Source organism: Sporosarcina gallistercoris, assembly GCF_050459885.1.
In the GTDB taxonomy this organism is placed as follows: Bacteria; Bacillota; Bacilli; order Bacillales_A; family Planococcaceae; genus Sporosarcina; species Sporosarcina gallistercoris_A.
On record NZ_JBCMNO010000007.1, the window covers coordinates 42,443 to 65,395 of the forward strand.

Consider the following 22,953-nt stretch of genomic DNA (forward strand, 5'->3'; position numbering starts at 1 on the left):
GAACAACTTGATGAGTAAAGGATGACAACAAGAAAAGCGCCCGTTGATCGGACGCTTTCTCCAGTACTGATTCAGTAATTCAATGACCACCCAGATAGGCATTCTTCACTTCTTCACTCGCTTGTAATTCCGCTGCAGTCCCCGATAGAATGACACGTCCTGTTTCAATTACGTATCCTCGATCCGCGATGGAAAGAGCGATATGAGCATTTTGCTCCACCAGCAGAATCGTCGTTCCTGCCTTACTGATATCTTTAACGGTTTCAAAAATGGTTTTGACCATAAGTGGAGCTAAACCCATAGATGGCTCATCTAATAGAAGTAACTTAGGTCTCGCCATAATCGCCCTTCCCATCGCGAGCATTTGCTGCTCTCCTCCTGAAAGTGTCCCCGCAGTTTGCTTACGGCGCTCATACAATCTTGGAAAGATGGTATAGACCTTCTTGAAGTCCTTTTCGATCTCACTTTTATCTTTCCTCAAGTACGCCCCTAGTTCAATATTCTCTTCCACTGACATGTCTGCGAAAACACGTCTTCCTTCAGGTACTTGGGAGATTCCCATCTTCACAATGGATTGAGCGGGTTTACCGCTTATCACAGTATCTTGATAGTGGATGGTACCTTGTTTTGGATTCAGTAAACCAGACAACGTTTTCAGCAATGTACTCTTCCCTGCACCGTTTGCGCCAATAAGCGTGACAATTTCCCCTTCATTGACTTCGAGAGAAACTCCTTTTAATGCATGGATGCTGCCGTAGTAGACGTTCAAATCTTGGATGCTCAGCATGCTCATACAATTTCCTCCCCTAAATACGCTTCAATCACCTTTGGATTGTTCCGGATTTCTTCAGGTGTTCCTTCAGCAAGCAGAACCCCATGGTCAAGAACGTAGATCCTTTCACAAATCCCCATGACCAAGTTCATATCATGCTCGATCAAAAGAATCGTCAATCCGAACTTTTTCCTAATAAAAGCGATGAGTTCCATCAGCTCTTTTGTTTCAAAAGGGTTCATCCCCGCGGCTGGTTCATCCAACAACAGCAAATGCGGATTCGCTGCAAGTGCCCGAGCGATTTCCAGACGCCGCTGTTTCCCGTATGGAAGATTTTTTGCGGTTTCATCTTTATACTTTTCAAGTTCAAAGATTTTCAAAAACTCCATCGCTTTGTTTTCCATTTCATGCTCATTTTTAAAATAAGAGGGCAGTCGCATCACTGAACTCAAGACAGAATCATTTGCAAGTGTATGGTATGCGACTTTCACATTATCCAAAACGGAGAGTTCATTGAACAACCGGATATTTTGGAATGTACGACTCATCCCTAATCGAGTCACCTTAAAGGGTGGCAGTCCATTGATTTTCTTTCCATCAAAGAAAATTTCACCCTCAGTCGGTGCATAGACACCCGTCAATAAGTTGAAACTAGTTGTTTTCCCTGCACCATTGGGTCCGATCAGTCCCACCAATTCACCTTTATTGATTTTCATGTTGAATCCTGAAACTGCTTTCAGCCCTCCGAATTGGATGCCTGCGCTTTGCACATCTAATAATACCTCACTGCTCATGCTGGCTTCCCCCTTTCGGACGCATCCACATCTTCAAGTAATCTGTAAACTCCATTTTGCCCATCAATCCTTTTGGACGGTATAACATGACGATGATTAGGACGAGACTGTAAATAATCATCCGTGTTTCAGGGAAGTCCTGAAGGAATGTCGAAACAACCGTAAGCAGGATGGTCGCGACAATTGCTCCTGATAGACTACCGAGTCCTCCAAGCACGACATAGATCAAAATATCAATCGATTTTAAAAATCCAAAGTTAGCAGGTTGGATAATGTAAAAGTTATGTGCATATAACGCACCTGCAACTCCTGCAAAGAACGATCCGATGGCAAATGCGAGCACTTTATAATACGTAGTATTGATGCCCATTGCATCTGCTGCAATTTCATTTTCCCGAACAGCGATACACGCTCTTCCATGTCTGGAATTGGTAAAGTTCACGATGACTAGGATGGTTACGAAGAGACAAATGAATGTATACGTCCAAGTCGTCAAATGCGTGACTTGCATTCCAGCTGCGCCACCTACGTAATCGATGTTCAAGAAAATGATTCGGATAATTTCAGCAAAACCAAGTGTCGCGATAGCTAAATAATCCCCACGCAACCGCAAACTTGGAATTCCCACTACGAGACCCGCAAGCGCTGCTGCAATTCCCGCGATGAGAATGGCTGCGAAGAATGGCAAGTCAAGTTTCATCGTCATGATGGCGGATACGTAGGCACCGACTGCTAGAAAACCGGCATGCCCGAGGGAAAATTGTCCCGTGATCCCGATGACTAAGTGCAGACTGACAGCAAGCATGATATTTATTCCCATGAAGATGAGTGTATTCGAATAGAAATTATTTAGGAATCCACCACTAATCATGAACTGGATGGCAGCGTAGATCGCGATAGCAAAAACCGCAAAGACCCAAAACTGCTTAGATTTTTTCATCATTTCAATTCACCTACACTTTCTCTCTTGTGTTTTTACCGAAGATGCCTGAAGGTTTAAAGATTAAGATCAAAATCAAAATGATGAACGCAGCCGCATCCCGCCACAATGAGAATCCGAGAGCGCTTACAACCGTTTCGACTACACCTAATACAAGTCCGCCTGCAACCGCGCCGGGAATAATCCCGATACCACCGAGCACAGCTGCCACAAATGCTTTCAAACCTGGAATAACACCCATTAACGGATCGATTTTCGTATAATAGAGTCCGAAAATGACCCCAGCCGCTCCAGCAAGTGCAGATCCGATTGCGAACGTTGCTGAAATCGTATTATCCACGTTGATGCCCATTAGTTTTGCAGCTTCAGCATCATACGATACAGCTCGCATCGCTTTTCCGATCTTTGTCTTATGTACAATGAACTGCAGAACAAGCATGAGCGCAACAGAGACCGATAAAATAAGAATCGCCTGTGTACTGATTTGAGCGCCGAACAGATTGAATGATTTGTTGGCAAACACTTCAGGATAAGCAGCCGGTTGTGCTCCTCTGAAATAGATGACTCCATTCTGGATTAGAAGCGAGACACCAATTGCTGTAATGAGTGCAGCAATCCGTGTTGCATTCCGCAAACGCTTGTAAGCGATGCGCTCAATAACGACACCGATCACTGCACAAATCGCCATGGAAAGTAAGAGTGCCGGGAAAAAGCCTAGCCCCCATCCTGAAATCGAGATATATCCAATGAAAGCACCGATCATGAACACTTCACCATGCGCAAAATTGATTAACTTGATAATGCCGTAAACCATCGTATAACCTAGCGCAATCAGCGCATAAATGCTGCCTAACGAAATACCGTTGATGAGTTGCTGTAGCCATTCCATGAAGTTTCACTCCTTTTTCCTCATCTGACTTTCTTCCAAAAAAAGAAGGTAGGGAGAGAGCTCCCCACCCCTCATGAAATTAAGGATTCACCTTCGTATTGAACACTTGCTCGCCGTCCTTGTATTCCAGGATCGTAGCAGATTTAATCGGGTGGTGGTTTTCGTCGACTGAATATTTACCTGTTACAAGGTCCAGACCATCCGTGTCAGCAAGGGCATCTTTAATCTTTGTAGAGTCCACACTGCCTGCGCGCTCGATCGCATCTTTCAACAAGTACACGGTGTCATATCCAAGTGCGTTGAACGCATCCGGGGACTTACCATACTCTTCGTTGAACTTATCGTTGAATGCTTTGACCGCTCCATCCGGGTCATCAGAAGAATAGTGGTTTGTCGTATACGTATTGTTTAGAGCATCTGCTCCTGCAAGGTCCAGCAATGTTGGTGAGTCCCAACCGTCAGCACCCATCAATGGAACATCGATACCCATTTCCCGTGCTTGCTTAACAATCAAGCCGACTTCTTCATAGTATCCTGGGATGAAGATGAATTCCGGTTTTGCTGACTTGATACGCGTCAGTGTTGAACGGAAATCAGAGTCTTTAGCAACGTAGGATTCTTCAGCAACAATTTTCCCGCCTGCTTTTTCAAAGTCTTCTTTGAACGAAGAAGCGAGACCTTTTGAATAGTCACTCGCATTATCCGAGAAGATGGCAACGTTTTTAACACCAAGGTCATTCGCCGCAAAATTCGCTGCTACAGTCCCTTGGAAAGGATCGATGAATGAAGTACGGAATACGAACTCATTTACTTCCCCTTTTTCGTTTACCGTCACTGTCGGGCTTGTTCCAGACGGACTAATGAGTGGTGTCTTATTGTCGTTCGCAATTTGGGCTTGTGCAACTGTAGCTCCACTTGTTGCCGCACCAATGATCGCAACCACTTGTTCTTGTGTTATCAATTTGATCGCTGCGTTTGTCGCTTCAGCAGCATCTGATTTATTATCAATCTTTACAAGCTTGATTTTCTTACCGTCAATTCCGCCATCATCGTTGATTTCATCGACAGCAAGTTGAATGCCATCCGCTTCGGATGTTCCGTACGAAGCAACTGCTCCAGAGAGTTCGAGGTTCACCCCGATTTTGATCTCCCCGCCGCCATCCTTCGATCCTGATGCTCCGTCCTTGTCTTCTTGACCGCAGCCTGCTAGGAGGCCAACGCCAAGCGTCATTGCTGCAAGTAAACTCCATGCTCTTTGAAACTTCATTTTTCTTCCCCCTTATTTAACTATTCTGAAATTAGAACAGAAAGGACAACATTAGTCCGAGTGTCGACGTCCGCACCCTTTCTTTTCTTTCTGTATCCCTATTCTAAAACAAACTTCTAATTCAGTCTATACAAATTTTCAAAATCTTATTACTAGATTGTTAAATTGTTTCGGTTCCCGTCACTTCTGTCTTCTAGATAGTGGGAACTATTGCTAATTTCCTAGAGGAAACCGTTTCATAACAGACAAAAAAGGTATTCCTCACAACTATGCAGGAATACCTTTCTTGAATTATTTTGTTGCTATGCCCACTACTTTCTGTGAATTTCTTACATTCCAGAAAGTGAACAGCACGGCAAGAATAACAATTACTGCAACCAGCCCGATCCATATCGATCCTGTCAACCCGAGGACAACGTACCCAGCAGTGGCAATTCCAGCTGCCATGAGCGCATAGGGTAACTGCGTTGAAACGTGGTCCATATGATTGCTTCCTGCTCCTGTAGAAGATAATATCGTCGTATCGGAAATAGGTGAACAGTGGTCACCGAACACCGCCCCCGCAAGTACCGCCGATAATGCCGGTAATAGCAATTCGGGTGCTGCGTTGACCATGATCGTTCCGGCAATCGGGAGTAGGATCCCGAATGATCCCCAAGACGTCCCTGTTGAGAAGGCCATCAATCCGGCTAATATAAACAGTACCACCGGTAAGAAAGCGACAGGGATATTCGACTTCCCAACTACTTCAGATAAGTAGATTCCAGTTTCTAAAACATCGATCAAATGTGTCAATGACCACGCCAGAATAAGGATTAGTACTGCTGGCATCATCGCTTTCACTCCACTGACAAATGCTCGCCCTATCAACCCGGCTGATGCGGTCTGATTCACCTTGAATTGTGTGGAATATAGAATAATGGCAATTGCAGTTCCTGCAAGTCCGCCAATGACTAGTGACAGCGGAACATCGGTGTTCTCAAAAATCGCCCAGATATTCATTTCTTTGCCATTTCTGATTCCGGTTACGACCATTGCCGTCAATGTCACAGCAACAAGTGTGACAATCGGTGCAACCAAGTCTCTTACCCGTCCATGAGAATGCTCCGGGAATTCATCTTTCAATTGACCGGGAATCTCCTTTTTAGGATCAAAGAGGACTCCTGTTTTTTCTGCACGCTGTTCATGCTCTTTCATAGCGAAAAAGTCGATATTCGTCCAAGCGAAGAAAAACACCATCGCCAATGTAGCGATTACGTAGAAATTCATTGGCGCCATCATGAGAAACGCTGATAACGGTGAGTAATTGACGGTTGCAGTCGTCGCCAGAATGATAGCAAGTTGACCGATGAGGAACGCTCCCCAGCTCGATACCGGAGAAATCACACAGATCGGAGCGGACGTTGAATCGATGAAATACGCAAGTTTTGCACGAGAGATTTTATGACGATCTGTAATAGGACGTGCGATTTGGCCTACCGCAAGTGCGTTGAAATAGTCATCTACAAAGATTGCAATTCCTAATACCATCGTAAGAATTTTTGCACTTCGGCGAGTTCTGATTCTCGTTACCGCCCACTCTGCAAAGGCGCGGCTTCCACCTGAAAGACTGACAAGTGCGGTAATGACACCTAACATTAATATGAATAGCATGATGAAAATATTATACGTATTCAATTCTCCTTCTGCCCAAAATGAGACGATGAGTGCTTTCCCTAACTGTGTCAAGGTTTCCATTGGTGCAAAGGAAGCGACCAGTAATGCAGCGGAAAGAATTCCTGCCCCGAGTGATAGCAACACCCTCTTTGTCGTAAGCACCATCACAATGGCGATTACTGGCGGCAGTATCGATAACCAAGTTCCAATCATTCCAATCTCCTCCTTCAAATTGTTCGTGTAACCGGGGAAACAAAAAAGCCGGCGCCCGTTTCACTTTGGTCAAGTGGGCCGGGTACCGGCTGTCTACATGTCGTTTGTTTGATAATCACTTTCGATATCTCACTGACGATTGTAGCTCATCATGGACAATATAGCTGTCCCTGACAGTGCCATCCCTTTTCGAAATGACCCCAGCCTCATGGAATTGACGTTCCACCAGACTTCGGCAATGCTTCCTTTCACGCATGGTCTACGATGTCACCCTCGCATGCGGTACTTTTAAACAATGCAGCCTCTACCCTATCGATTACGTTATTACTCTTTTATCATAACAATAATCGAATGAACATGCAAGGTGACTTATGGCTTCTTTACGTCTTGCATCGGGATTTCAATATTCGCTGGACTCTGCCCTCCTTTCGTATAGATTTGAGGAACGACTCCTTGGATAATGCCGATAGCGATAGGAAACTGCTGAACGACCGTACTTTGCTTCGTTGCGATCGGAATAATGATTTGGACATTCACCGTCAATTCCATATTCACTTCCATATAGACATTATTAATACCAAACTCTTTTAATTTAGTATCTACGTCCGCATGTACGTTCCCTACAATGTGAAACCGGATAGGAATCTTAGGTCCTAAATTCCCGAGCAGCGGGATATCCGCTACTTGGCCGATAGGTACGAAAAAGACGACACCTCCATGTTTCTCCATTTCCTCAGTATCGAATTGGATACCATCACTTTGGGGCAACATCTCAAGATCACCCGATTCTGCGCGATCCAAGTGTTCTTCCACCAATTCGTGCAGCTCCGCCATGACCTGATTTATGGTTTCCGTATCGACCTTTAATGTCACCGTCTCAGAAGAATCATTAGGAAGGTTCAAGAGCACATCATTCGCATCCAACACACTTTCCGACCTCGATTGGATAGCTTGACTGATGACATGCGCCGCAATTTTGTGGGTTTGGACTTCTGCATAATTCATGTAAACCGGCTTCAACTTCATATTTAAATAGTAAAAACTTCCGATTATTGATAAAAGAAGTGCCGGAATGAGGAACTTAAGCCATCTTCTTTTAGGTTTTCGTTTTTTAGGGACTTGCATATGGAATTTCAAAAAGCGACGCCTCCCTATTCCACAATATGAAAGGGAGAAGCCGCTTATGTCTTGTTATGAAGTTGTTCCGAAGTTTTCGTGACCGGACCAGCCCGCAATATCACGGATGAGTTCAGGCACAAGATAGTCGATTTTTTCAAATTTCATATTCGGATAAAAGAACCCGAACGTAAACATATCAAGAGTTGCGAGTTTGTACTCGGCTTCAGGATCCACAGCTTTTTCACCGACATACAGCACATCATCGACCATCTTCAGGTTCACATGAATCATGGCCCCCATCAAACTCCCTCTGAATCCAAGACCTCTCACTTCCGTTCTAGGCCAATCGGGATGGCAGGATATCTCGTAATAATCTCTCAGCGCTCGGCCTTTTACAGTGACAACACACGCATTAATCGGATGAGGTAATATACGATGCAAGTCCCGTTTAGTCACGATGCCTTGCCGTACACTTCCAAGGAAGATTCCTGCATTAAACAATCCACAATCTGCTTTCGTATACTCGAGTAATGCCCGTCCGAAAAAGTCCGATAACGGGCTATCCCCGAACAGATTTTGCCTAAGAGGCAGCGGAGCATTAAAAACTTCTTCATCCAATCGGTCCGTCCCGAAGGTGATCATCTGCTGAATACCTTCCACTTCTTGGGCTTCTGCTTTCAGGTCATCCGCAGGGATTACAGCTGCCTTCTTCTCCACCACTTGACCATTCTCGAGACATAGGGTGACATGCCCTACATACTGACCGAACTTTCCTGTCGCAGCTAACAGCGTGTTTTCAACCATTTCACCGCAGACAAACAAATGATGCGTATGTGCGCCTAAAATGACATCGATGTCAGAAGTCTCCGTCGCTAACAAACGGTCTTCATTGACGCCAAGATGAGAGAGACATATTACGCAATCCACTGTGTTCTTCAGTTCAGAAGCAAGATCCGCTAACAACTGGCGTGGTTCTTGGATCAACCAGTCGAGCTTACTGTAGAATAGCTCATAAACAGCAGTGGCTCCGATCACGCCAAGTTTCACGCCGTTGTGCGTCGTAAAACACGTATAGGGTACAGCCCATTGCAATTCTCGCCCATCCGTATTTTTCAGATTGGCAACAACCACTTCAAACTGGGCATCCGAATATAATTCTTCTAGCGCTTCATGTGACAGCGTAATCCCTTCGTTATTCCCGATCGTCACTGCATCGTATTTGGCACGGTTCAGTAATTCAATATTCCCTTTGCCCGTGGTCGCTTCCGTAAATGGATGGGAACGATCAACGAAATCCCCAAGATCGAAAACATAACAGGACTCTCCCGCCAGGTCATGTTCAGTTCGCCGTGCCAATAAGAATTCACTGATTCCCGGCCAATTGTCAAAATGACTATGAATGTCGTTTGTATGATAAATATGAATGGTTTCTGTCTTTCCAGCGATCATTGTCATCCCCAAATCCCATCAATTATTGAGTTAATCCCGAATAATAGCAGTAGCACGCGTAACACTAAAACAAGCGTTTCAGAACTCATCTTTTTGTTTAACATCGATCCGAGAGTCCCTCCGATATAGGCACCTGGAATGACTGCGAGTGAGTAGAGCCAAGGAACATTACCGAGAACAATGTGCGTCCCGGAGTTGATGAGCGCTGACAAAAATACCATGAGCATTGACGTCCCCACGGCCACATGAGGTGGGAAGAGGAACAGCAATAACATCGCAGGTACGATCATTGCCCCGCCGCCGATACCAAATAAGCCCGACATTAAGCCGATAACGAATGTCAACAGAAGGGCAAACCAGATCGGATACCCATACACATGGGTTTCACCTTGCGGATCTGTAAACGTGATTTCCTTTCCGTGATTGACAAACCAATGAATCGGTTTCAAATACTTTTTGACGAGCAATAGACCCGCTAAAAAGATCAGTAACATGCCAAAGTATAAGTTAAAAGAGCCTAAATCGAGACTCTTGTTAAAAAACGCACCTAAGATGGTACCAGGGACACTTCCTGCGAAAAAGATGAATCCGCTTCGATAGTCCACCGTTTTCGCCTTCATATGAAACAACGTCGACGAAAGCCCGTTGAATACCATCATGATCACGGACATCCCAACGACTGTCTGGGGTGTCACATGGGGAATCCAACCTAAGTCGATCCCGACTAATATCGTAACCGGGACAAAAATCGTACCTCCGCCGAGTCCGACGAGTGAACCGACCACTCCTGAAAGCATCCCAATGACAATCAGCAAAACATATTCCATCGTTATTCCCCCTCAAAGATGTCGAGCTGTTTAGGAGCCAGGTCATCGAAAGAGAGATGGAGCATTTTCTGAAACCGTTTGGCATTCTCTGCAGCATGTCCTCCAGAATTATTATTGAAAATAACCGCGACATAATCGCACTTCTTTTCTAACTGCTGAACGGCTGTTTGAACCCCTTTCAACTCATTGTCCGTATAATCATATAAATAACGCACTTTCCGCCACGCTTCCCTGCTGCCGCCTGGGTTACGCCAACCTGCTACATTGCGCCCATGAAGACGGATAACGGCTTTATCGCTCCGAGTGATCCTTGGAACAAAAGGAACACTCCCGGTACCTGCTTGCGGCTCATCCGCAATGACATGGATCAGGTTGTTGATTTCCAAGAATTCCAACGTTCTTTCACGGAACTTTTCGTCATACCAGGACTGGTGACGGAACTCGATCCCGATATCGAACCCTTCCAATTGCTTACTTATGTATCGTATTTCTTCGACGTTTTCTTTCACACAATCGAACCAAGGCGGAAACTGGACTAAGATCAGCGATAGTTTGCCCGCTTGTTGGAGAGGCTGCATGGACAGTCGAAAGAGCTCGAACATCTCTTCTTTCGATTCATAGGGCAGTTCCCCGCGTAAATGTCCTGTCATGCCCTGGTACGCTTTAACAACGAATCCGAAGTGGTCAGGCGTTTCGCGAATCCATTTCCGGATATTCCGCTCCGGCTGGATGGCATAGAAAGTCGCATCGAGTTCTACTATTGGAAAATGTGAACTATAGTCCAGCAATTTCTCTTTTGCAGTGGATGAGGGTGCATACACATCAGGGTGATCCCCCCATCCAGTTAAGCCGATTTCAATCATATACAGCCCTCCAATCGTGTACCAATCAGTTACCCACATCATATCATAACTAATCCGGTTTCCTGGTCTTCAAAGCTGTTTATGGATAAAAAATGGCCACTACATCTATATAGATTGAAATGAATAATCTGAGAATGAGCCATAGTTTTTCGTTCCAAGTGGAGGCATTCCTTACCTCGAATCAAGGAATGCCACACACTCAATTAAGAAGAGATGATTACTCCTTTCATCAATTGCTTTTCGTTCCAGGACTCGCTTTCCGGCGGCCATGGCTTGCGCCTCCTCGTTCCATTCGCTTCCTGCGGGGTCTCCCCGCAGGAAGCGAGCCTTCCACTACAAGCAATTCAGGCTAGGTACAAGATGCCTAGGTGGCAGGAAGTCCCTTACATAGTAAACAGTTTAACTCTTTACTTCAACATATTTAACCATAGGTCGTCTTTCACAATTCTTCTTTTACATAGACGGTCCATCCATGTTGTTCTCTCAGACGGTTGGCGGAAGTCTCTGCTTCAGATTTGGATTGGAATGTCCCTGTCACTAAACGGAATTTCTTACCTGAATCCAAATCCGATGCTTGGCTGGATTTCTTTTTGAGCTTGTAATAGTCGATGATGGCGTCCGCTATTGCTTCGCCTTGAGTTTTCAACCGCTGAGGATTTCTAAGTGCTTGGATATCAGTCCGGGAATCCATGAAGCCCCCTTCAATGAGGACAGCAGGCATTTGAGTTTCACGGAGTACGTGCAAGTTTTTCTTTCTTACACCTCGATCCCGCAACCCCATTGCACGGACAAGTTTCGGTTGAATGAGCAATGCAAGATTTTTCGCCTTTGACACTGTCCCCTCATAGATGTACGTCTCCACACCGCCCCAGTCACCCCAAACTCCAGTATTGGCGTTGTGATGAAAGGACAAATAGACATCTGCTTTCCAAGCGTTCGCATGGTCTGTGCGTGTTTTCAGTGGAATATCCGTCTTGCCTGTTGAGTCATCCACCCGCAGCAGATCGACTTTTTCATACATTTTCAGTTTCGACAGAGCCGCTAGAAGGACCGCGTTGTTAAAGGTCCACTCTTTTTCACCGTCAGGAGTCTGTTTTCCTGCTGTTTGTAATCCATGCCCTGCATCAAGTGCAATTTTCATCATTTGCAATTCTCCTTTCCAATGATCGTACGGATCATCTTTTATATAGGATTCCGATGACGAAAGAGATAGAGGACACGAAAAAAGCCCCATACACTTGAGTGAACAAGTGTACGGGACTGTATAGGGATTAACCGATGGATCCTTCCATCTCGAATTTAATGAGACGGTTCATTTCAACGGCATATTCCATTGGAAGTTCTTTTGTGAATGGCTCGATGAAGCCCATGACGATCATTTCAGTCGCTTCCTGTTCTGAGATTCCGCGACTCATCAAGTAGAAGAGCTGCTCCTCAGAGACTTTGGAAACTTTTGCTTCGTGTTCAAGAGAAATGTTATCGTTCAGGATTTCGTTATACGGAATCGTATCTGATGTCGATTTGTCATCCATGATGAGCGTATCACATTCGATGTTGGAACGAGCGCCTTCCGCTTTACGTCCGAAGTGGACGATTCCGCGGTATGTCACTTTTCCGCCGTGCTGTGAAATGGACTTCGATACGATCGTTGAAGACGTATTCGGAGCCAAGTGCATCATTTTCGCACCCGCATCCTGGTGTTGGCCTTTACCGGCGATGGCAATCGACAACGTCATACCGCGTGCGCCTTCACCTTTGAGGATAACTGCAGGGTACTTCATTGTGAGCTTCGAACCGATGTTACCATCGATCCACTCCATCGTTGCGTTCGCATCACATACTGCACGTTTCGTTACTAGGTTGTACACGTTGTTCGCCCAGTTCTGGATCGTTGTGTAACGGCAATATGCATCTTTTTTGATGATGATTTCAACAACTGCACTGTGAAGTGAGTTCGTTGTATAAACAGGAGCGGTACAGCCTTCTACGTAGTGAACGCTTGCGCCTTCGTCAACGATAATAAGGGTACGCTCGAATTGTCCCATGTTCTCCGAGTTGATGCGGAAATACGCTTGTAGCGGTGTTTCCACTTTAACGCCTGGCGGCACATAGATGAATGATCCACCTGACCAAACCGCTGAGTTCAGTGCAGAGAATTTGTTGTCAGAGTTCGGAATCACGGTACCGAAATGCTTCTTGAACAATTCTTCGTTTTCACGAAGCGCTGAATCTGTATCTTTAAAGACAATCCCTAGGTCTGTCAGTTCTTGTTTCATGTTGTGGTAAACCACTTCAGATTCATACTGTGCAGATACTCCTGCAAGGTATTTCTGTTCTGCTTCAGGAATTCCCAATTTGTCAAACGTACGTTTGATTTCTTCCGGTACTTCATCCCACGAAGTTTCTGTTGCTTCAGATGGTTTTACATAGTACGTAATCTCATCGAAGTTCAACGAATTCAAGTCTCCGCCCCATTGAGGCATCGGCTTGCTGTAGAACAATTCCAATGACTTCAGACGGTAATCCAACATCCATTGCGGCTCATCTTTCATACTAGAGATTTCTTCAACAATCTCTTTCGTCAAACCACGTGCAGAACGGAATACAGATACATCTTTGTCGTGGAAACCGTATTTGTAATCGCCGATTTCAGGCATCTTTTTAGCCATTTGCTATTCCTCCTTCATCCGATTATTCGGAATCGCTTGTAATCCCTTTTTCCATCGCTTTCCATGGCAGAGTAGCACATTTAATACGCGCCGGGAATTTAGCAACCCCAGTCAACGCTTCAATATCTCCCAAATCCAGAGAATCATCGATATCTTTACCCAACATCATATCCGAAAACGCATGAGCTGCATGGACTGCATCCTCGGTATTCTTGCCTTTGATTAACTGGGTCATCATGGAAGCGGATGCCATTGAAATCGAACATCCTTCTCCTTCAAACTTTGCATCTTTCACGATGTCATTTTCAACTTGAAGAGTTAAATGGATCACATCTCCACAAGTAGGGTTATTCATATCTATTGTCACATTACTGCTTTCAAGAACCCCTTTGTTACGGGGAGTTTTATAATGATCCATAATGACCGAGCGATACAGCTGATCCAGTTTTTCGTTTCCCATTATTGAAAATACTCCTTTGCCATGCGAAGGCCTTCAACAAGACGGTCCACATCTTCTTTCGTGTTATAGAGATAGAAGCTGGCGCGTGCTGTAGCAGATACCTCCAGCCATTTCATAAGTGGCTGGCAACAATGGTGTCCTGCACGGACAGCGATACCATTCATATCCAACACGGTCGCTAAATCATGAGGATGGACTCCTTCAAGATTGAACGTCACAATTCCAGCACGCTTGCTTGAATCCCGAGGGCCATAGATTTCAAGACCTTCAACAGTATTCATTTGTTCCATTGCATATGCAACGAGTTCATGCTCATGCTTCTCGATAGCATCCAGTCCAATGGATTCAATGTAATCGATAGCTGCTGCCATCCCGATTGCACCTGCAATGATAGGGGTGCCGCCCTCGAACTTCCATGGCAGCTCTTTCCACGTTGAATCATAAAGTCCAACGAAGTCGATCATCTCACCACCGAATTCGACAGGCTCCATTTCATTCAGCAAGGCTTTTTTTCCATACAATGCACCGATACCTGTCGGACCACATAACTTATGTCCGGAAAAGGCGAGGAAATCACAGTCCAAGTCTTGGACATCCAGCTTTAGGTGAGGGGCCGCTTGAGCTGCATCCACCACCATGATCGCATTGTGCGCATGAGCAATTTCCGTGATTTCTTTAATAGGATTCATCGTTCCTAAAACATTGGATACATACATCATCGAAATGATTTTTGTCCGATCTGTCATGGCATCGCTCACTTTTTCAAGTGACAGCGTTCCATCTTCTTCGAGATCGATGTATTTCAAGACAGCACCCGTTGCTTTGGCTAATTGCTGCCAAGGGATGATGTTCGAGTGGTGCTCCATATATGTGATTAGAATTTCATCACCTTCGCCGATGTTTGCGAGGCCATAGCTTTGCGCAACCAGATTCAGAGCGGTAGTCGTGCCACGCGTAAAGATGATTTCTTCTGTCGATGAAGCGTTTAAGAACTTGCGCACCGTTTCGCGGGCACCTTCATACCCTTCTGTTGCTCTGTTGCCGAGAGTATGGACTCCACGGTGAACATTGGCATTATCATGTTGATAGTAGTTAGTAAGCGCCTCGATCACTTGACGCGGCTTCTGGGAAGTTGCCGCACTGTCCAGGTATACGAGGGGGTAACCGTTGACTTCTTGGTCGAGAATCGGGAAATCGTTGCGAATGTCTTTGTTCAGCATTAGCGCACTTTCCTTTCAATGACCTCCGTCAACTGTTTCTTGACGCCCTCGATCGGCAATTTGCTGACAACCGGTTCAAGGAAACCATGGATGACGAGGCGTTCTGCTTCCTGCTTCGAAATCCCGCGGCTCATCAAGTAGAACAACTGAAGTGGATCTACGCGTCCAACAGAAGCAGCATGTCCTGCAGTTACGTCGTCTTCGTCGATCAGCAAAATAGGATTGGCATCTCCGCGAGCTTTTTCGCTGAGCATGAGGACTCGCGACTCTTGCACCGCATTCGAACGGGTTGCACCTTTTTCAATTTTGCCAATACCGTTGAAGATGGATGAAGCGGAGTCTTTCATAACGCCGTGCTTCAAAATATGACCTTCTGTATCAAGTCCCCAGTGGACAATTTCAGAAGTGAAGTTTTGTTTTTGTGCCCCGCGTCCAACAACAACCGATTTCATATCACAGCGTGAGCCATTACCAACTAAGTGTGTTAAGTTGTCTGAAATTGTGTTGCTGTCGTTCATCAAACCAAGAGCCCAATCGATGCGGCTGTCGCGTCCAGCAATACCGCGACGGTTTACATACGTTGTAAATCCTTCAGCAAGTACATCCACTGCACCATAAGTGACAACAGCGTTATCCCCTGTGAATACTTCAGAAATGATATTCGCGAGTCCTTCCGCATGTGGAACTGTGGATAAATAGTTCTCAACGTATGTGACAGCACTATTCGCTTCAGCAACTACAATGACGTGATTGAAAAGAGATGCTTGTGCATCGTCGTGTAAAAACAACACTTGAATCGGTTGTTTCACTTCCACGTTTTTCGGCACGTATACAAATACGCCCCCGTTCATGAGTGCAGCGTGGAAAGCAGTGAGTCGATGCTCGTCCGCTTTAACGCCATCTGTCATGTAGTATTTCTTTACGAGGTCACTATGTTCGCGAGAAGCCGTAAAAATATCTGTCAAAATAACGCCTTGCTCTTTCAATTCATCCGATAGTGATAAATAAGCAGGTGTGTTGTTATGTTGCACGTAAATATTTTTTTGGTTATCTGCATCCACAAGTGATTTCGCATCGTCTGGAAGCTCGCTAAGGTTCTCATATACTGTGCTTTCAACAGCGTGTACAGGAAACTCTGTGAAGTTCCATTTATCAATCTTTGTTTTATCTGGTTTCGGCATTGGAAGTGAGTCTACTTTACTTAGCGCATCCAAGCGGAGATCTGTTAACCAGCCTGCTTCTCCAGTAGTTGCGGAATAAGAGCGGACGTCTTCTCCGGTCAATGCCAATTTAGTTTCAACCGTCATGTTCATTCGTCCTCCCTCTTACGCTTCTTGTTCAACAGTCTCTTCTTCGATTCCCAGCTCTTCTTTAATCCAGTCGTAACCGTGCTCTTCCAGTTTACGAGCAAGCTCTTCTCCACCGGATTTCACAACTCGGCCTTGCATCATCACGTGAACGTGGTCAGGTGTGATGTAGTTCAACAGACGCTGATAGTGAGTGATGATCAGGCAGCCGAAGTCTTCGCCGCGCATTTCGTTGATGCCTGTAGATACAATGCGCAATGCATCGATGTCAAGACCGGAGTCGATTTCATCCAGAATTGCGAATTTCGGCTTCAACATCATCAGTTGCAGAATTTCGTTACGTTTTTTCTCTCCACCCGAGAATCCTTCGTTCAAGTAGCGAGTTGCCATATCTTCGTCCATTTCAAGAAGTTCCATTTTGCTGTCCAGTTCACGGATGAACTTCATAAGAGAAATTTCGTCGCCTTCTTCGCGGCGAGCGTTAACGCCTGAACGAAGGAAGTCAGCGTTTGTTACACCAGTGATTTCACTTGGATATTGCATACCTAAGAACAAACCGGCTTTCGCACGTTCGTCCACTTCCATTTCAAGAACTTCTTCTCCATCCAGAAGAACCGATCCTGATGTTACTTCGTATTTTGGATGACCCATGATTGCAGAAGCGAGCGTGGATTTACCTGTTCCGTTCGGTCCCATGATTGCATGGATTTCATTTGTGTTGATCGTTAAATTGACACCTTTAAGTATTTCTTTGTCTTCGATTGAAACATGAAGATCTTTGATTTCCAAAGTAGCCATTCCAATACCTCCAGTATGCTTAAGATGAATTACTATCATCTTCTATTTATCATCATTCTAATCTTATCCTATATACGGAGTACTTGCAAATCATTAAGAATGATTACAAATTCTAAAAGAAACCTCCTATTTCATCGATTTCCATCCCCTTCTTCCATTTTCAATTGCCGTTTTACGAATGAGAATTTCTCACCTTCTGTTCACAAAAAAATTTAAGTTCCAACTTATTCACCGACGGATTTTGCAACTAAATAAGTTGAGTTATATAAACTTACAAACTCCTGCTGCATCGCGGACCAAAGAACCGTCATAACTCAACTAAAAAATAATTTCACATCCAGCTATTCATCATCGGCAGCAAAAAGCGCGCCGTTCTCCAGTAGAATAGGAGATTGGCGCGCAGCTTATATTGGATCATTCATTTCGGTAGTTTTGCAGATGTGCCTTCTTTTGAGAAACTGTCGACGACAATTGCAAGCGCCCCGTCACCTGTGACGTTCGTTGCTGTTCCGAAGCTATCCTGTGCCATGTAAAGGGCAATCATGAGCGCAACCATCGCTTCGTCGAAACCTAGCATCGAAGACAATAGTCCTGTCGCCGCTACAACCGCCCCGCCCGGCACGCCTGGCGCTGCAATCATAGTGATCCCCAGCATGAAGATGAATCCAAGATAGGCAGCAAAGTGGATTGGCATATCATTCATGAGCATAACTCCGATGGAACAAGAAACAAGAGTTATCGTACTTCCAGACAAGTGGATTGTTGCAAACAACGGAACCGTGAAGTCTGTCACTCGTGCAGATGCTCCAGTTTGTTTCGCTTGACGCAAAGTTACTGGAATCGTCGCTGCGGAAGATTGTGTACCAATGGCTGTGAAATAGGCCGGTGCCATGATTTTCATCAGTCGGAACGGATTCCGCTGGGATACCGCTCCGGCAACCGTATATTGCAGTGTCAGCATGATGAGATGCAGGATGATGATCATGACAAAAACGAAAATGAATATCGAAAGCACTTTTGCAACTTCTCCGGTATATGTCATATTCAAGAAAATACCGAAAATATGTATCGGTAAAAGCGGAATAATAATGACTGAAATCACTTTTTCAATAATCACATTCAGTTCTTCAAACATATGAAGCATCGTCTTGCTGCCAATTGCAGCCATTCCAATCCCTAATACGAATGCGAGAAGCAATGCCGTCATAACCCCCATTAGAGGTGTCATCTCCAATTGGAAGAATGAACTTGCAGCCTCTTTGGCAGTTTCAATAGATTTGCTGCCTAACCCGCCTATGTATCTTGGCAATAAGTTGGTTGCTGCAAAATATGCGAGAATTCCTGCAATGATGGTAGATGCATACGCAAATAGAGTCGCAAGACCCAGCAACTTTCCGGAACCTTTACCAAGTTTCGCAATTCCCGGTGCGATGAATGCTAAAATTATCAAAGGAACCACAAAGTTGAGGAATCCTCCAAATATCATATTAAATGTTGCAAATAAACGTGTGAAGCCTTTCGCGAATCCTTCACCTATCAAAGGTGTCAAATAACCAAGTCCTACTGCCAGACCGATAGCTATGATGATCCTCCAAATAAGTCCTAATTTAAATTTCACGTTCCAAACTCCTTTCGTGCGTTGAATTAGTAAAACTCTCTCTATCATACATGAAAACGCTTTAGAATTCAGTCCTATTTATTATCCAAAAAACCCCTCATCTTTTGAAGAAAAGATGAGGGGTTCTTCTATATTATTTAGTAACAGGTACGACGGAACCTTTCCATTCTTCAAGGATGAAATCTTGGATCTCTTTTGAAGTCAGAACTTCAACTAGCGCCTTAATCCCAGGTTTGTCTTCGTCGCCAGTATTCACCGCGATGATATTTACGTACGGAGAATCAGACTCTTCCAATGCAATGGAATCTTCCATTGGGTTGATACCTGCATCAATTGCATAGTTGGAGTTGATAAGAACCGCATCGCCTTCTTCACTTTCATACATTTGTGGAAGAAGAGCTGCTTCGTAGTTTGCGTCGAACTTAATGTTTTTCGGGTTATCCACAATATCTTTCACTTCAGCTTTCGTTTTGTCCACATCGTCTTTCAGCTTGATAAGACCTTCTGCTTCAAGCATAGCGAGGACACGGCCATGGTCCGCTACTGAGTTACTGATCAGGATTGTAGCGCCATCAGGAAGTTCGTCGAGTGATTTGTATTTCTTTGAATAGACACCGATTGGCTCAATGTGGATACTTCCTGCGTTCGTAAAGTCATACCCATGATCAGCAATTTGTGTTTCCATGTAAGGGATGTGCTGGAAGTAGTTTGCATCCAGATCACCAGACTCAAGGTCTTGGTTAGGAAGAACGTAATCTTGATACGGTTCGATTTGTAAGTCATAGCCTTTTTCTTTCAGCAATGGCTTCGCTTTTTCTAGGATTTCTGCGTGCGGTACGTTGGAAGCACCGACTTTGATGACTTTCACTTCGCCATCAGAACCGCTTGCGTTTCCGTCTTTGTCATCTTTCGAACCGCATGCTGCAAGTGCTAATACAAGTACTGCCAGTAAAATTCCTGTTAAAAACTTTTTCATCCATTCCACTTCCCTTTTCTTTTTTTGATCTGATAATCAACGGTGTTGATTTCCGTTGCAGGCGGACGCTTTCCCCGGGCTCGAACTCAGCCTCCTCGGTCGCTACGCTCCCTGCGGGGTCTTCGTTCTTCGCTTATTCCGCAGGAGTCGCCGCCTTCCACTCCAATCAACGGAGTCGTCAAGCATCAGTCTGTTTTCATCAAAACCAAATATAGTAGACAGGCATGCCTGTTTTTCCCCTGGGTTACCGTTTGTCGAGCTTTTTGACAGCAAAGTCTCCTGCGAATTGCAGGATGAAGACGACTACTAAAATGAGGATTGTTGAAACGAGTGTGACGTCTTCTCGGCTTCGTTGGAATCCATCTAAGAAGGCAAGTGTACCTAGTCCTCCGGCTCCGATAATACCTGCCATTGCCGTGTAGCCGACTAGCGCAATCGCCGTTACCGTAATCCCTGAGATTAAAGCGGGCATTGACTCCGGTAAAAGAACTTTGAAGATGATGGTGGACGTTTTCGCACCCATCGAACGTGCTGCTTCCAGAACACCTTTGTCAATTTCCTGAAGTGCAATCAGCACCATTCTTGCATAAAATGGAGCAGCTCCAATTATCAGTGCCGGCAAAGCTGCTTCCGGACCCCGGATTGTTCCGATCAAGAACTTGGTGAACGGAATTAGAAGGATGATCAATATAATGAAAGGAATCGATCTGAAAATGTTAACGATTGATCCTGTGAGCAGATTGACAAGTTTGTTCGCCCAGATATGACCTGGACCGGTCAGGAAAAGAAGGATTCCAAGTGCCAGCCCGATGATGAAAGTGAAAACGGTAGAGACCGCCGTCATATAAAGTGTTTCCACTGCTGCGTCCCACATTTTTGTCCAGTCTACGTTCGGGAAATACGTTTCAATCATTTCTCAAACACCTCCGTCTGGACACCTTGTTCATGTAAGTATTGAATGGCATTTGCAGTTGCTTGGACATCGCCTGTAAGTTGCAGGATAAGGGTTCCATAAGCACCGCCGCGTGTTTGTTGAATGTTTCCTTGAAGAATGCTGACATCGACTGGATATTCCCGTATCAATTGAGCAAGTACTGGCTGCTCCGTACGTTCACCGACAAACGCCAGCTTAACAAGTGTCCCCTCGGGATAGTCCTCACGCATGAGCGCCATCACTTTTTTCGAATCTTCAGGCTCCGTCACTTGGGATACGAACCTTTTCGTTATCGCTTCTTTAGGTGCTTGGAACACCTGAAGGACATCCCCTGTTTCCACAACTCTTCCTGCTTCCATGACCGCGACCTCATGACAGATTTTACGAATGACATGCATTTCGTGTGTGATCAGGACGATGGTCAATCCCAGCCGCTCGTTAATGCTCGTCAGCAGATCCAGGATCGCATCGGTTGTTTCAGGATCCAGCGCTGAAGTCGCTTCATCACATAATAGAACTTCAGGGTCGTTAGCAAGAGCTCGGGCAATCCCGACACGCTGTTTCTGTCCACCCGATAATTGGGATGGGTACGCATTTTCACGACCTGCTAACCCCACGAGCTCGATCAATTCCGATGCTTTCCGCTCACGCTCCGCTTTCTTCACTCCAGCAATCTCTAACGGGAACGTAATATTCTCCTTTACCGTACGAGACCAAAGCAAGTTGAAATGTTGGAAGATCATACTGATTTTTTGGCGGGCTTGGCGCAGCTCTTTCCCCCCGATGGATGAAATCTTGCGTCCGTTCACTTGGACCGTCCCATCTGTTGGTTGTTCCAATCCGTTCAACAATCGGATCAGTGTACTTTTCCCGGCACCGCTATACCCGATGATGCCGTATATCTTTCCCTCTTCAATTGTCAGGTTTACTCCATCAACTGCAGTAATCGCAGTGCTTGAGGTCCCAAATCGTTTGTTGACATTTGCTAATTGAATCATTCGACACCCACCTCACTGCTTTTCATTCTGGTCAATACTAATTGCTATATAAGTGAACAATCCTTCCACTTGCCGCTGTTTTCCTCTCCAGGCGGACGCCTTTCGATACAAACAACTAATAGGTTTGAACTGATGGTGATTTTCACTTCAACATAAAAACAAAAACGCCTTCCTGCAGATTCACAGAAAGGCGTACGCATAAAAATTCATAGCGTTCATCCGATCTCTCATCTTTCAAAGCATACGCTTTGTGTGACTTGGCACCATTTCAAGTAAATTGACGGTTGCCGGGCTTCGCAGGGTACTCCCCTCCACCTCTCTGTATAAGAGTCAGTTATTCAATTGGTTGCTATTAGTTATACCATAGCGGTTTATGGCTGTCAACTAAGCTTTTGGAGAATATTTTGAACCGATTGAAAGGCATAGACTTTCTCAACAGACTTCCCTTTCCGCTTAATGAGCAGGCACGGAACGCTTTCAATCTGGTATTCTGTTGCGAGTTCTTCTACATAGTTCAAATTGGCTTTTCCAATGAGAACAGTCGGTTTCAGCTCTGTAACGACATTCAAGATTCTACTCGCTACTGCACAGGTTCCGCAGAGCGGTGTATACAGATAGAAAGCTGCCATTTCCTCTTGTGCAGAAACTTCTTTCCACTCACTATATGTCCACTCATCCATCACGATCACCTTCACTCTATTTCAAAGGAAATATAAAAGACGCCACGTAGTCGGCGTCTTTTGTAGTTATTCTCCGACAGTCATCTTGTCGTAGTCTTCAGGAGACATAAGCTCATCAAGTTCAGCTGGTTTTGTTGCTTCCACAACGACCATCCAAGCACCCTCATAAGGAGATTCGTTGACAAGCTCAGGGCTGTCCTCTAACTCTTCGTTCACTTCAACGACTTTACCGCTGATCGGTGCATAGAGTTCAGAAACCGTTTTTACAGATTCAACGCTGCCGAATGGCTCGTCCGATTTCAGTTCGTCGCCAACAGATGGCAATTCAACGAATACGATATCACCAAGTTCAGATTGTGCAAAGTGAGTGATTCCGATTCGGTATTTACCGTCTTCTTCTTTAACCCATTCGTGCTCTTCAGAATACTTCAAACCTTGTGGTGTACTCATTCTTTACCCCTCCAACAGTTAAATTATATATCTGATTCCATTTTGCCACAGCTA

At 45.0% G+C, this 22,953-nt stretch carries 22 protein-coding genes and 2 riboswitches; all 22 genes read right to left on the minus strand.

The annotated features are described in order from the left end of the window. Positions 1-79: 79 nt before the first annotated feature. The 22 genes from ABE021_RS05050 to gcvH all read right to left on the minus strand — a co-directional run bounded on the left by ABE021_RS05050 (position 80) and on the right by gcvH (position 22,899). The gene (locus tag ABE021_RS05050) at positions 80-787 is read right to left on the minus strand and encodes an ABC transporter ATP-binding protein (RefSeq protein WP_430287358.1); all 708 of its coding nucleotides are present in this window, start codon (positions 785-787) and stop codon (positions 80-82) included. Between the two features lie 2 nt (positions 788-789). Beyond that, the gene (locus ABE021_RS05055; protein ID WP_430287209.1) at positions 790-1,566 is read right to left on the minus strand and encodes an ABC transporter ATP-binding protein; all 777 of its coding nucleotides are present in this window, start codon (positions 1,564-1,566) and stop codon (positions 790-792) included. Continuing rightward, positions 1,556-2,506 carry a branched-chain amino acid ABC transporter permease gene (locus ABE021_RS05060; protein WP_430287210.1) on the minus strand — a complete coding sequence of 317 codons (951 nt, stop codon included), beginning with the start codon at positions 2,504-2,506 and terminating at the stop codon, positions 1,556-1,558. The genes ABE021_RS05055 and ABE021_RS05060 overlap by 11 nt, the downstream gene beginning before the upstream one ends. Before the next feature lie 13 nt (positions 2,507-2,519). After that, positions 2,520-3,395, minus strand: coding sequence for a branched-chain amino acid ABC transporter permease (locus ABE021_RS05065; RefSeq protein ID WP_430287212.1), 876 nt, complete (start codon positions 3,393-3,395; stop codon positions 2,520-2,522). Positions 3,396-3,474: 79 nt separating this feature from the next. Continuing rightward, positions 3,475-4,662 carry an ABC transporter substrate-binding protein gene (locus tag ABE021_RS05070; protein WP_430287213.1) on the minus strand — a complete coding sequence of 396 codons (1,188 nt, stop codon included), beginning with the start codon at positions 4,660-4,662 and terminating at the stop codon, positions 3,475-3,477. Between the two features lie 291 nt (positions 4,663-4,953). Next, positions 4,954-6,531 carry a Na+/H+ antiporter NhaC family protein gene (locus ABE021_RS05075; RefSeq protein ID WP_430287214.1) on the minus strand — a complete coding sequence of 526 codons (1,578 nt, stop codon included), beginning with the start codon at positions 6,529-6,531 and terminating at the stop codon, positions 4,954-4,956. Positions 6,532-6,665: 134 nt separating this feature from the next. Next, positions 6,666-6,846, minus strand: a riboswitch (Lysine riboswitch). 54 nt (positions 6,847-6,900) lie between these two features. Then, complete coding sequence (yunB, locus tag ABE021_RS05080) at positions 6,901-7,668, minus strand: sporulation protein YunB (protein WP_430287216.1); 768 nt, start codon at positions 7,666-7,668, stop codon at positions 6,901-6,903. Positions 7,669-7,722: 54 nt separating this feature from the next. After that, positions 7,723-9,105, minus strand: a complete 1,383-nt coding sequence (locus ABE021_RS05085; RefSeq protein ID WP_430287218.1) for a bifunctional metallophosphatase/5'-nucleotidase — start codon at positions 9,103-9,105, stop codon at positions 7,723-7,725. After that, positions 9,102-9,926 (minus strand): sulfite exporter TauE/SafE family protein, encoded by an 825-nt coding sequence (locus tag ABE021_RS05090; RefSeq protein ID WP_430287220.1) that lies wholly within the window; start codon positions 9,924-9,926, stop codon positions 9,102-9,104. The genes ABE021_RS05085 and ABE021_RS05090 overlap by 4 nt, the downstream gene beginning before the upstream one ends. Positions 9,927-9,928: 2 nt before the next feature. Further along, entirely contained in the window at positions 9,929-10,789 is an 861-nt protein-coding gene (locus ABE021_RS05095; RefSeq protein ID WP_430287221.1) for a DUF72 domain-containing protein, read from the minus strand. Positions 10,790-11,228: 439 nt separating this feature from the next. Next, positions 11,229-11,933 (minus strand): N-acetylmuramoyl-L-alanine amidase family protein, encoded by a 705-nt coding sequence (locus tag ABE021_RS05100; RefSeq protein WP_430287222.1) that lies wholly within the window; start codon positions 11,931-11,933, stop codon positions 11,229-11,231. Positions 11,934-12,060: 127 nt separating this feature from the next. Next, positions 12,061-13,458, minus strand: a complete 1,398-nt coding sequence (gene sufB, locus ABE021_RS05105) for a Fe-S cluster assembly protein SufB (protein ID WP_430287224.1) — start codon at positions 13,456-13,458, stop codon at positions 12,061-12,063. A 22-nt stretch (positions 13,459-13,480) separates the two neighbouring features. Next, positions 13,481-13,918 (minus strand): Fe-S cluster assembly sulfur transfer protein SufU, encoded by a 438-nt coding sequence (sufU, locus tag ABE021_RS05110; RefSeq protein WP_430287225.1) that lies wholly within the window; start codon positions 13,916-13,918, stop codon positions 13,481-13,483. Continuing rightward, a complete protein-coding gene (locus tag ABE021_RS05115) occupies positions 13,918-15,138 on the minus strand; it encodes a cysteine desulfurase (protein WP_430287226.1) in 1,221 nt (406 codons plus the stop codon). Before ABE021_RS05115 ends, sufU begins: the two co-directional genes overlap by 1 nt. Further along, on the minus strand, positions 15,138-16,445 hold the full coding sequence (gene sufD / locus ABE021_RS05120; RefSeq protein WP_430287228.1) for a Fe-S cluster assembly protein SufD: 1,308 nt from the start codon (positions 16,443-16,445) through the stop codon (positions 15,138-15,140). The genes ABE021_RS05115 and sufD overlap by 1 nt, the downstream gene beginning before the upstream one ends. Before the next feature lie 18 nt (positions 16,446-16,463). Further along, a complete protein-coding gene (gene sufC / locus ABE021_RS05125; protein ID WP_430287230.1) occupies positions 16,464-17,243 on the minus strand; it encodes a Fe-S cluster assembly ATPase SufC in 780 nt (259 codons plus the stop codon). Positions 17,244-17,661: 418 nt separating this feature from the next. Next, positions 17,662-18,861 carry a dicarboxylate/amino acid:cation symporter gene (locus ABE021_RS05130; protein WP_430287232.1) on the minus strand — a complete coding sequence of 400 codons (1,200 nt, stop codon included), beginning with the start codon at positions 18,859-18,861 and terminating at the stop codon, positions 17,662-17,664. 133 nt (positions 18,862-18,994) lie between these two features. Next, on the minus strand, positions 18,995-19,837 hold the full coding sequence (locus ABE021_RS05135) for a MetQ/NlpA family ABC transporter substrate-binding protein (RefSeq protein ID WP_430287233.1): 843 nt from the start codon (positions 19,835-19,837) through the stop codon (positions 18,995-18,997). 244 nt (positions 19,838-20,081) lie between these two features. Next, a complete protein-coding gene (locus ABE021_RS05140; protein WP_430287235.1) occupies positions 20,082-20,750 on the minus strand; it encodes a methionine ABC transporter permease in 669 nt (222 codons plus the stop codon). Further along, positions 20,747-21,769, minus strand: a complete 1,023-nt coding sequence (locus tag ABE021_RS05145; RefSeq protein WP_430287236.1) for a methionine ABC transporter ATP-binding protein — start codon at positions 21,767-21,769, stop codon at positions 20,747-20,749. The genes ABE021_RS05140 and ABE021_RS05145 overlap by 4 nt, the downstream gene beginning before the upstream one ends. Before the next feature lie 224 nt (positions 21,770-21,993). After that, positions 21,994-22,099, minus strand: a riboswitch (SAM riboswitch). A gap of 50 nt (positions 22,100-22,149) precedes the next feature. After that, the gene (locus ABE021_RS05150; protein WP_430287237.1) at positions 22,150-22,449 is read right to left on the minus strand and encodes a thioredoxin family protein; all 300 of its coding nucleotides are present in this window, start codon (positions 22,447-22,449) and stop codon (positions 22,150-22,152) included. A 66-nt stretch (positions 22,450-22,515) separates the two neighbouring features. Next, positions 22,516-22,899 carry a glycine cleavage system protein GcvH gene (gene gcvH, locus ABE021_RS05155; protein WP_430287239.1) on the minus strand — a complete coding sequence of 128 codons (384 nt, stop codon included), beginning with the start codon at positions 22,897-22,899 and terminating at the stop codon, positions 22,516-22,518. Positions 22,900-22,953: the final 54 nt, after the last annotated feature.

What these genes read in the sequence shown, in the direction of transcription:
- sufU (WP_430287225.1), bottom strand. Translation starts at nt 13,918, where the DNA reads ATGGGAAACGAAAAACTGGATCAGCTGTATCGCTCGGTCATTATGGAT.
- ABE021_RS05070 (WP_430287213.1), bottom strand. Translation starts at nt 4,662, where the DNA reads ATGAAGTTTCAAAGAGCATGGAGTTTACTTGCAGCAATGACGCTTGGC.
- sufC (WP_430287230.1), bottom strand. Translation starts at nt 17,243, where the DNA reads ATGGCTACTTTGGAAATCAAAGATCTTCATGTTTCAATCGAAGACAAA.
- ABE021_RS05050 (WP_430287358.1), bottom strand. Translation starts at nt 787, where the DNA reads ATGCTGAGCATCCAAGATTTGAACGTCTACTACGGCAGCATCCATGCA.
- ABE021_RS05055 (WP_430287209.1), bottom strand. Translation starts at nt 1,566, where the DNA reads ATGAGCAGTGAGGTATTATTAGATGTGCAAAGCGCAGGCATCCAATTC.
- ABE021_RS05075 (WP_430287214.1), bottom strand. Translation starts at nt 6,531, where the DNA reads ATGATTGGAACTTGGTTATCGATACTGCCGCCAGTAATCGCCATTGTG.
- gcvH (WP_430287239.1), bottom strand. Translation starts at nt 22,899, where the DNA reads ATGAGTACACCACAAGGTTTGAAGTATTCTGAAGAGCACGAATGGGTT.
- ABE021_RS05115 (WP_430287226.1), bottom strand. Translation starts at nt 15,138, where the DNA reads ATGCTGAACAAAGACATTCGCAACGATTTCCCGATTCTCGACCAAGAA.
- ABE021_RS05150 (WP_430287237.1), bottom strand. Translation starts at nt 22,449, where the DNA reads ATGGATGAGTGGACATATAGTGAGTGGAAAGAAGTTTCTGCACAAGAG.
- ABE021_RS05085 (WP_430287218.1), bottom strand. Translation starts at nt 9,105, where the DNA reads ATGACAATGATCGCTGGAAAGACAGAAACCATTCATATTTATCATACA.
- sufD (WP_430287228.1), bottom strand. Translation starts at nt 16,445, where the DNA reads ATGACGGTTGAAACTAAATTGGCATTGACCGGAGAAGACGTCCGCTCT.
- ABE021_RS05145 (WP_430287236.1), bottom strand. Translation starts at nt 21,769, where the DNA reads ATGATTCAATTAGCAAATGTCAACAAACGATTTGGGACCTCAAGCACT.
- ABE021_RS05065 (WP_430287212.1), bottom strand. Translation starts at nt 3,395, where the DNA reads ATGGAATGGCTACAGCAACTCATCAACGGTATTTCGTTAGGCAGCATT.
- ABE021_RS05060 (WP_430287210.1), bottom strand. Translation starts at nt 2,506, where the DNA reads ATGAAAAAATCTAAGCAGTTTTGGGTCTTTGCGGTTTTTGCTATCGCG.
- ABE021_RS05100 (WP_430287222.1), bottom strand. Translation starts at nt 11,933, where the DNA reads ATGATGAAAATTGCACTTGATGCAGGGCATGGATTACAAACAGCAGGA.
- ABE021_RS05140 (WP_430287235.1), bottom strand. Translation starts at nt 20,750, where the DNA reads ATGATTGAAACGTATTTCCCGAACGTAGACTGGACAAAAATGTGGGAC.
- sufB (WP_430287224.1), bottom strand. Translation starts at nt 13,458, where the DNA reads ATGGCTAAAAAGATGCCTGAAATCGGCGATTACAAATACGGTTTCCAC.
- ABE021_RS05135 (WP_430287233.1), bottom strand. Translation starts at nt 19,837, where the DNA reads ATGAAAAAGTTTTTAACAGGAATTTTACTGGCAGTACTTGTATTAGCA.
- ABE021_RS05095 (WP_430287221.1), bottom strand. Translation starts at nt 10,789, where the DNA reads ATGATTGAAATCGGCTTAACTGGATGGGGGGATCACCCTGATGTGTAT.
- ABE021_RS05090 (WP_430287220.1), bottom strand. Translation starts at nt 9,926, where the DNA reads ATGGAATATGTTTTGCTGATTGTCATTGGGATGCTTTCAGGAGTGGTC.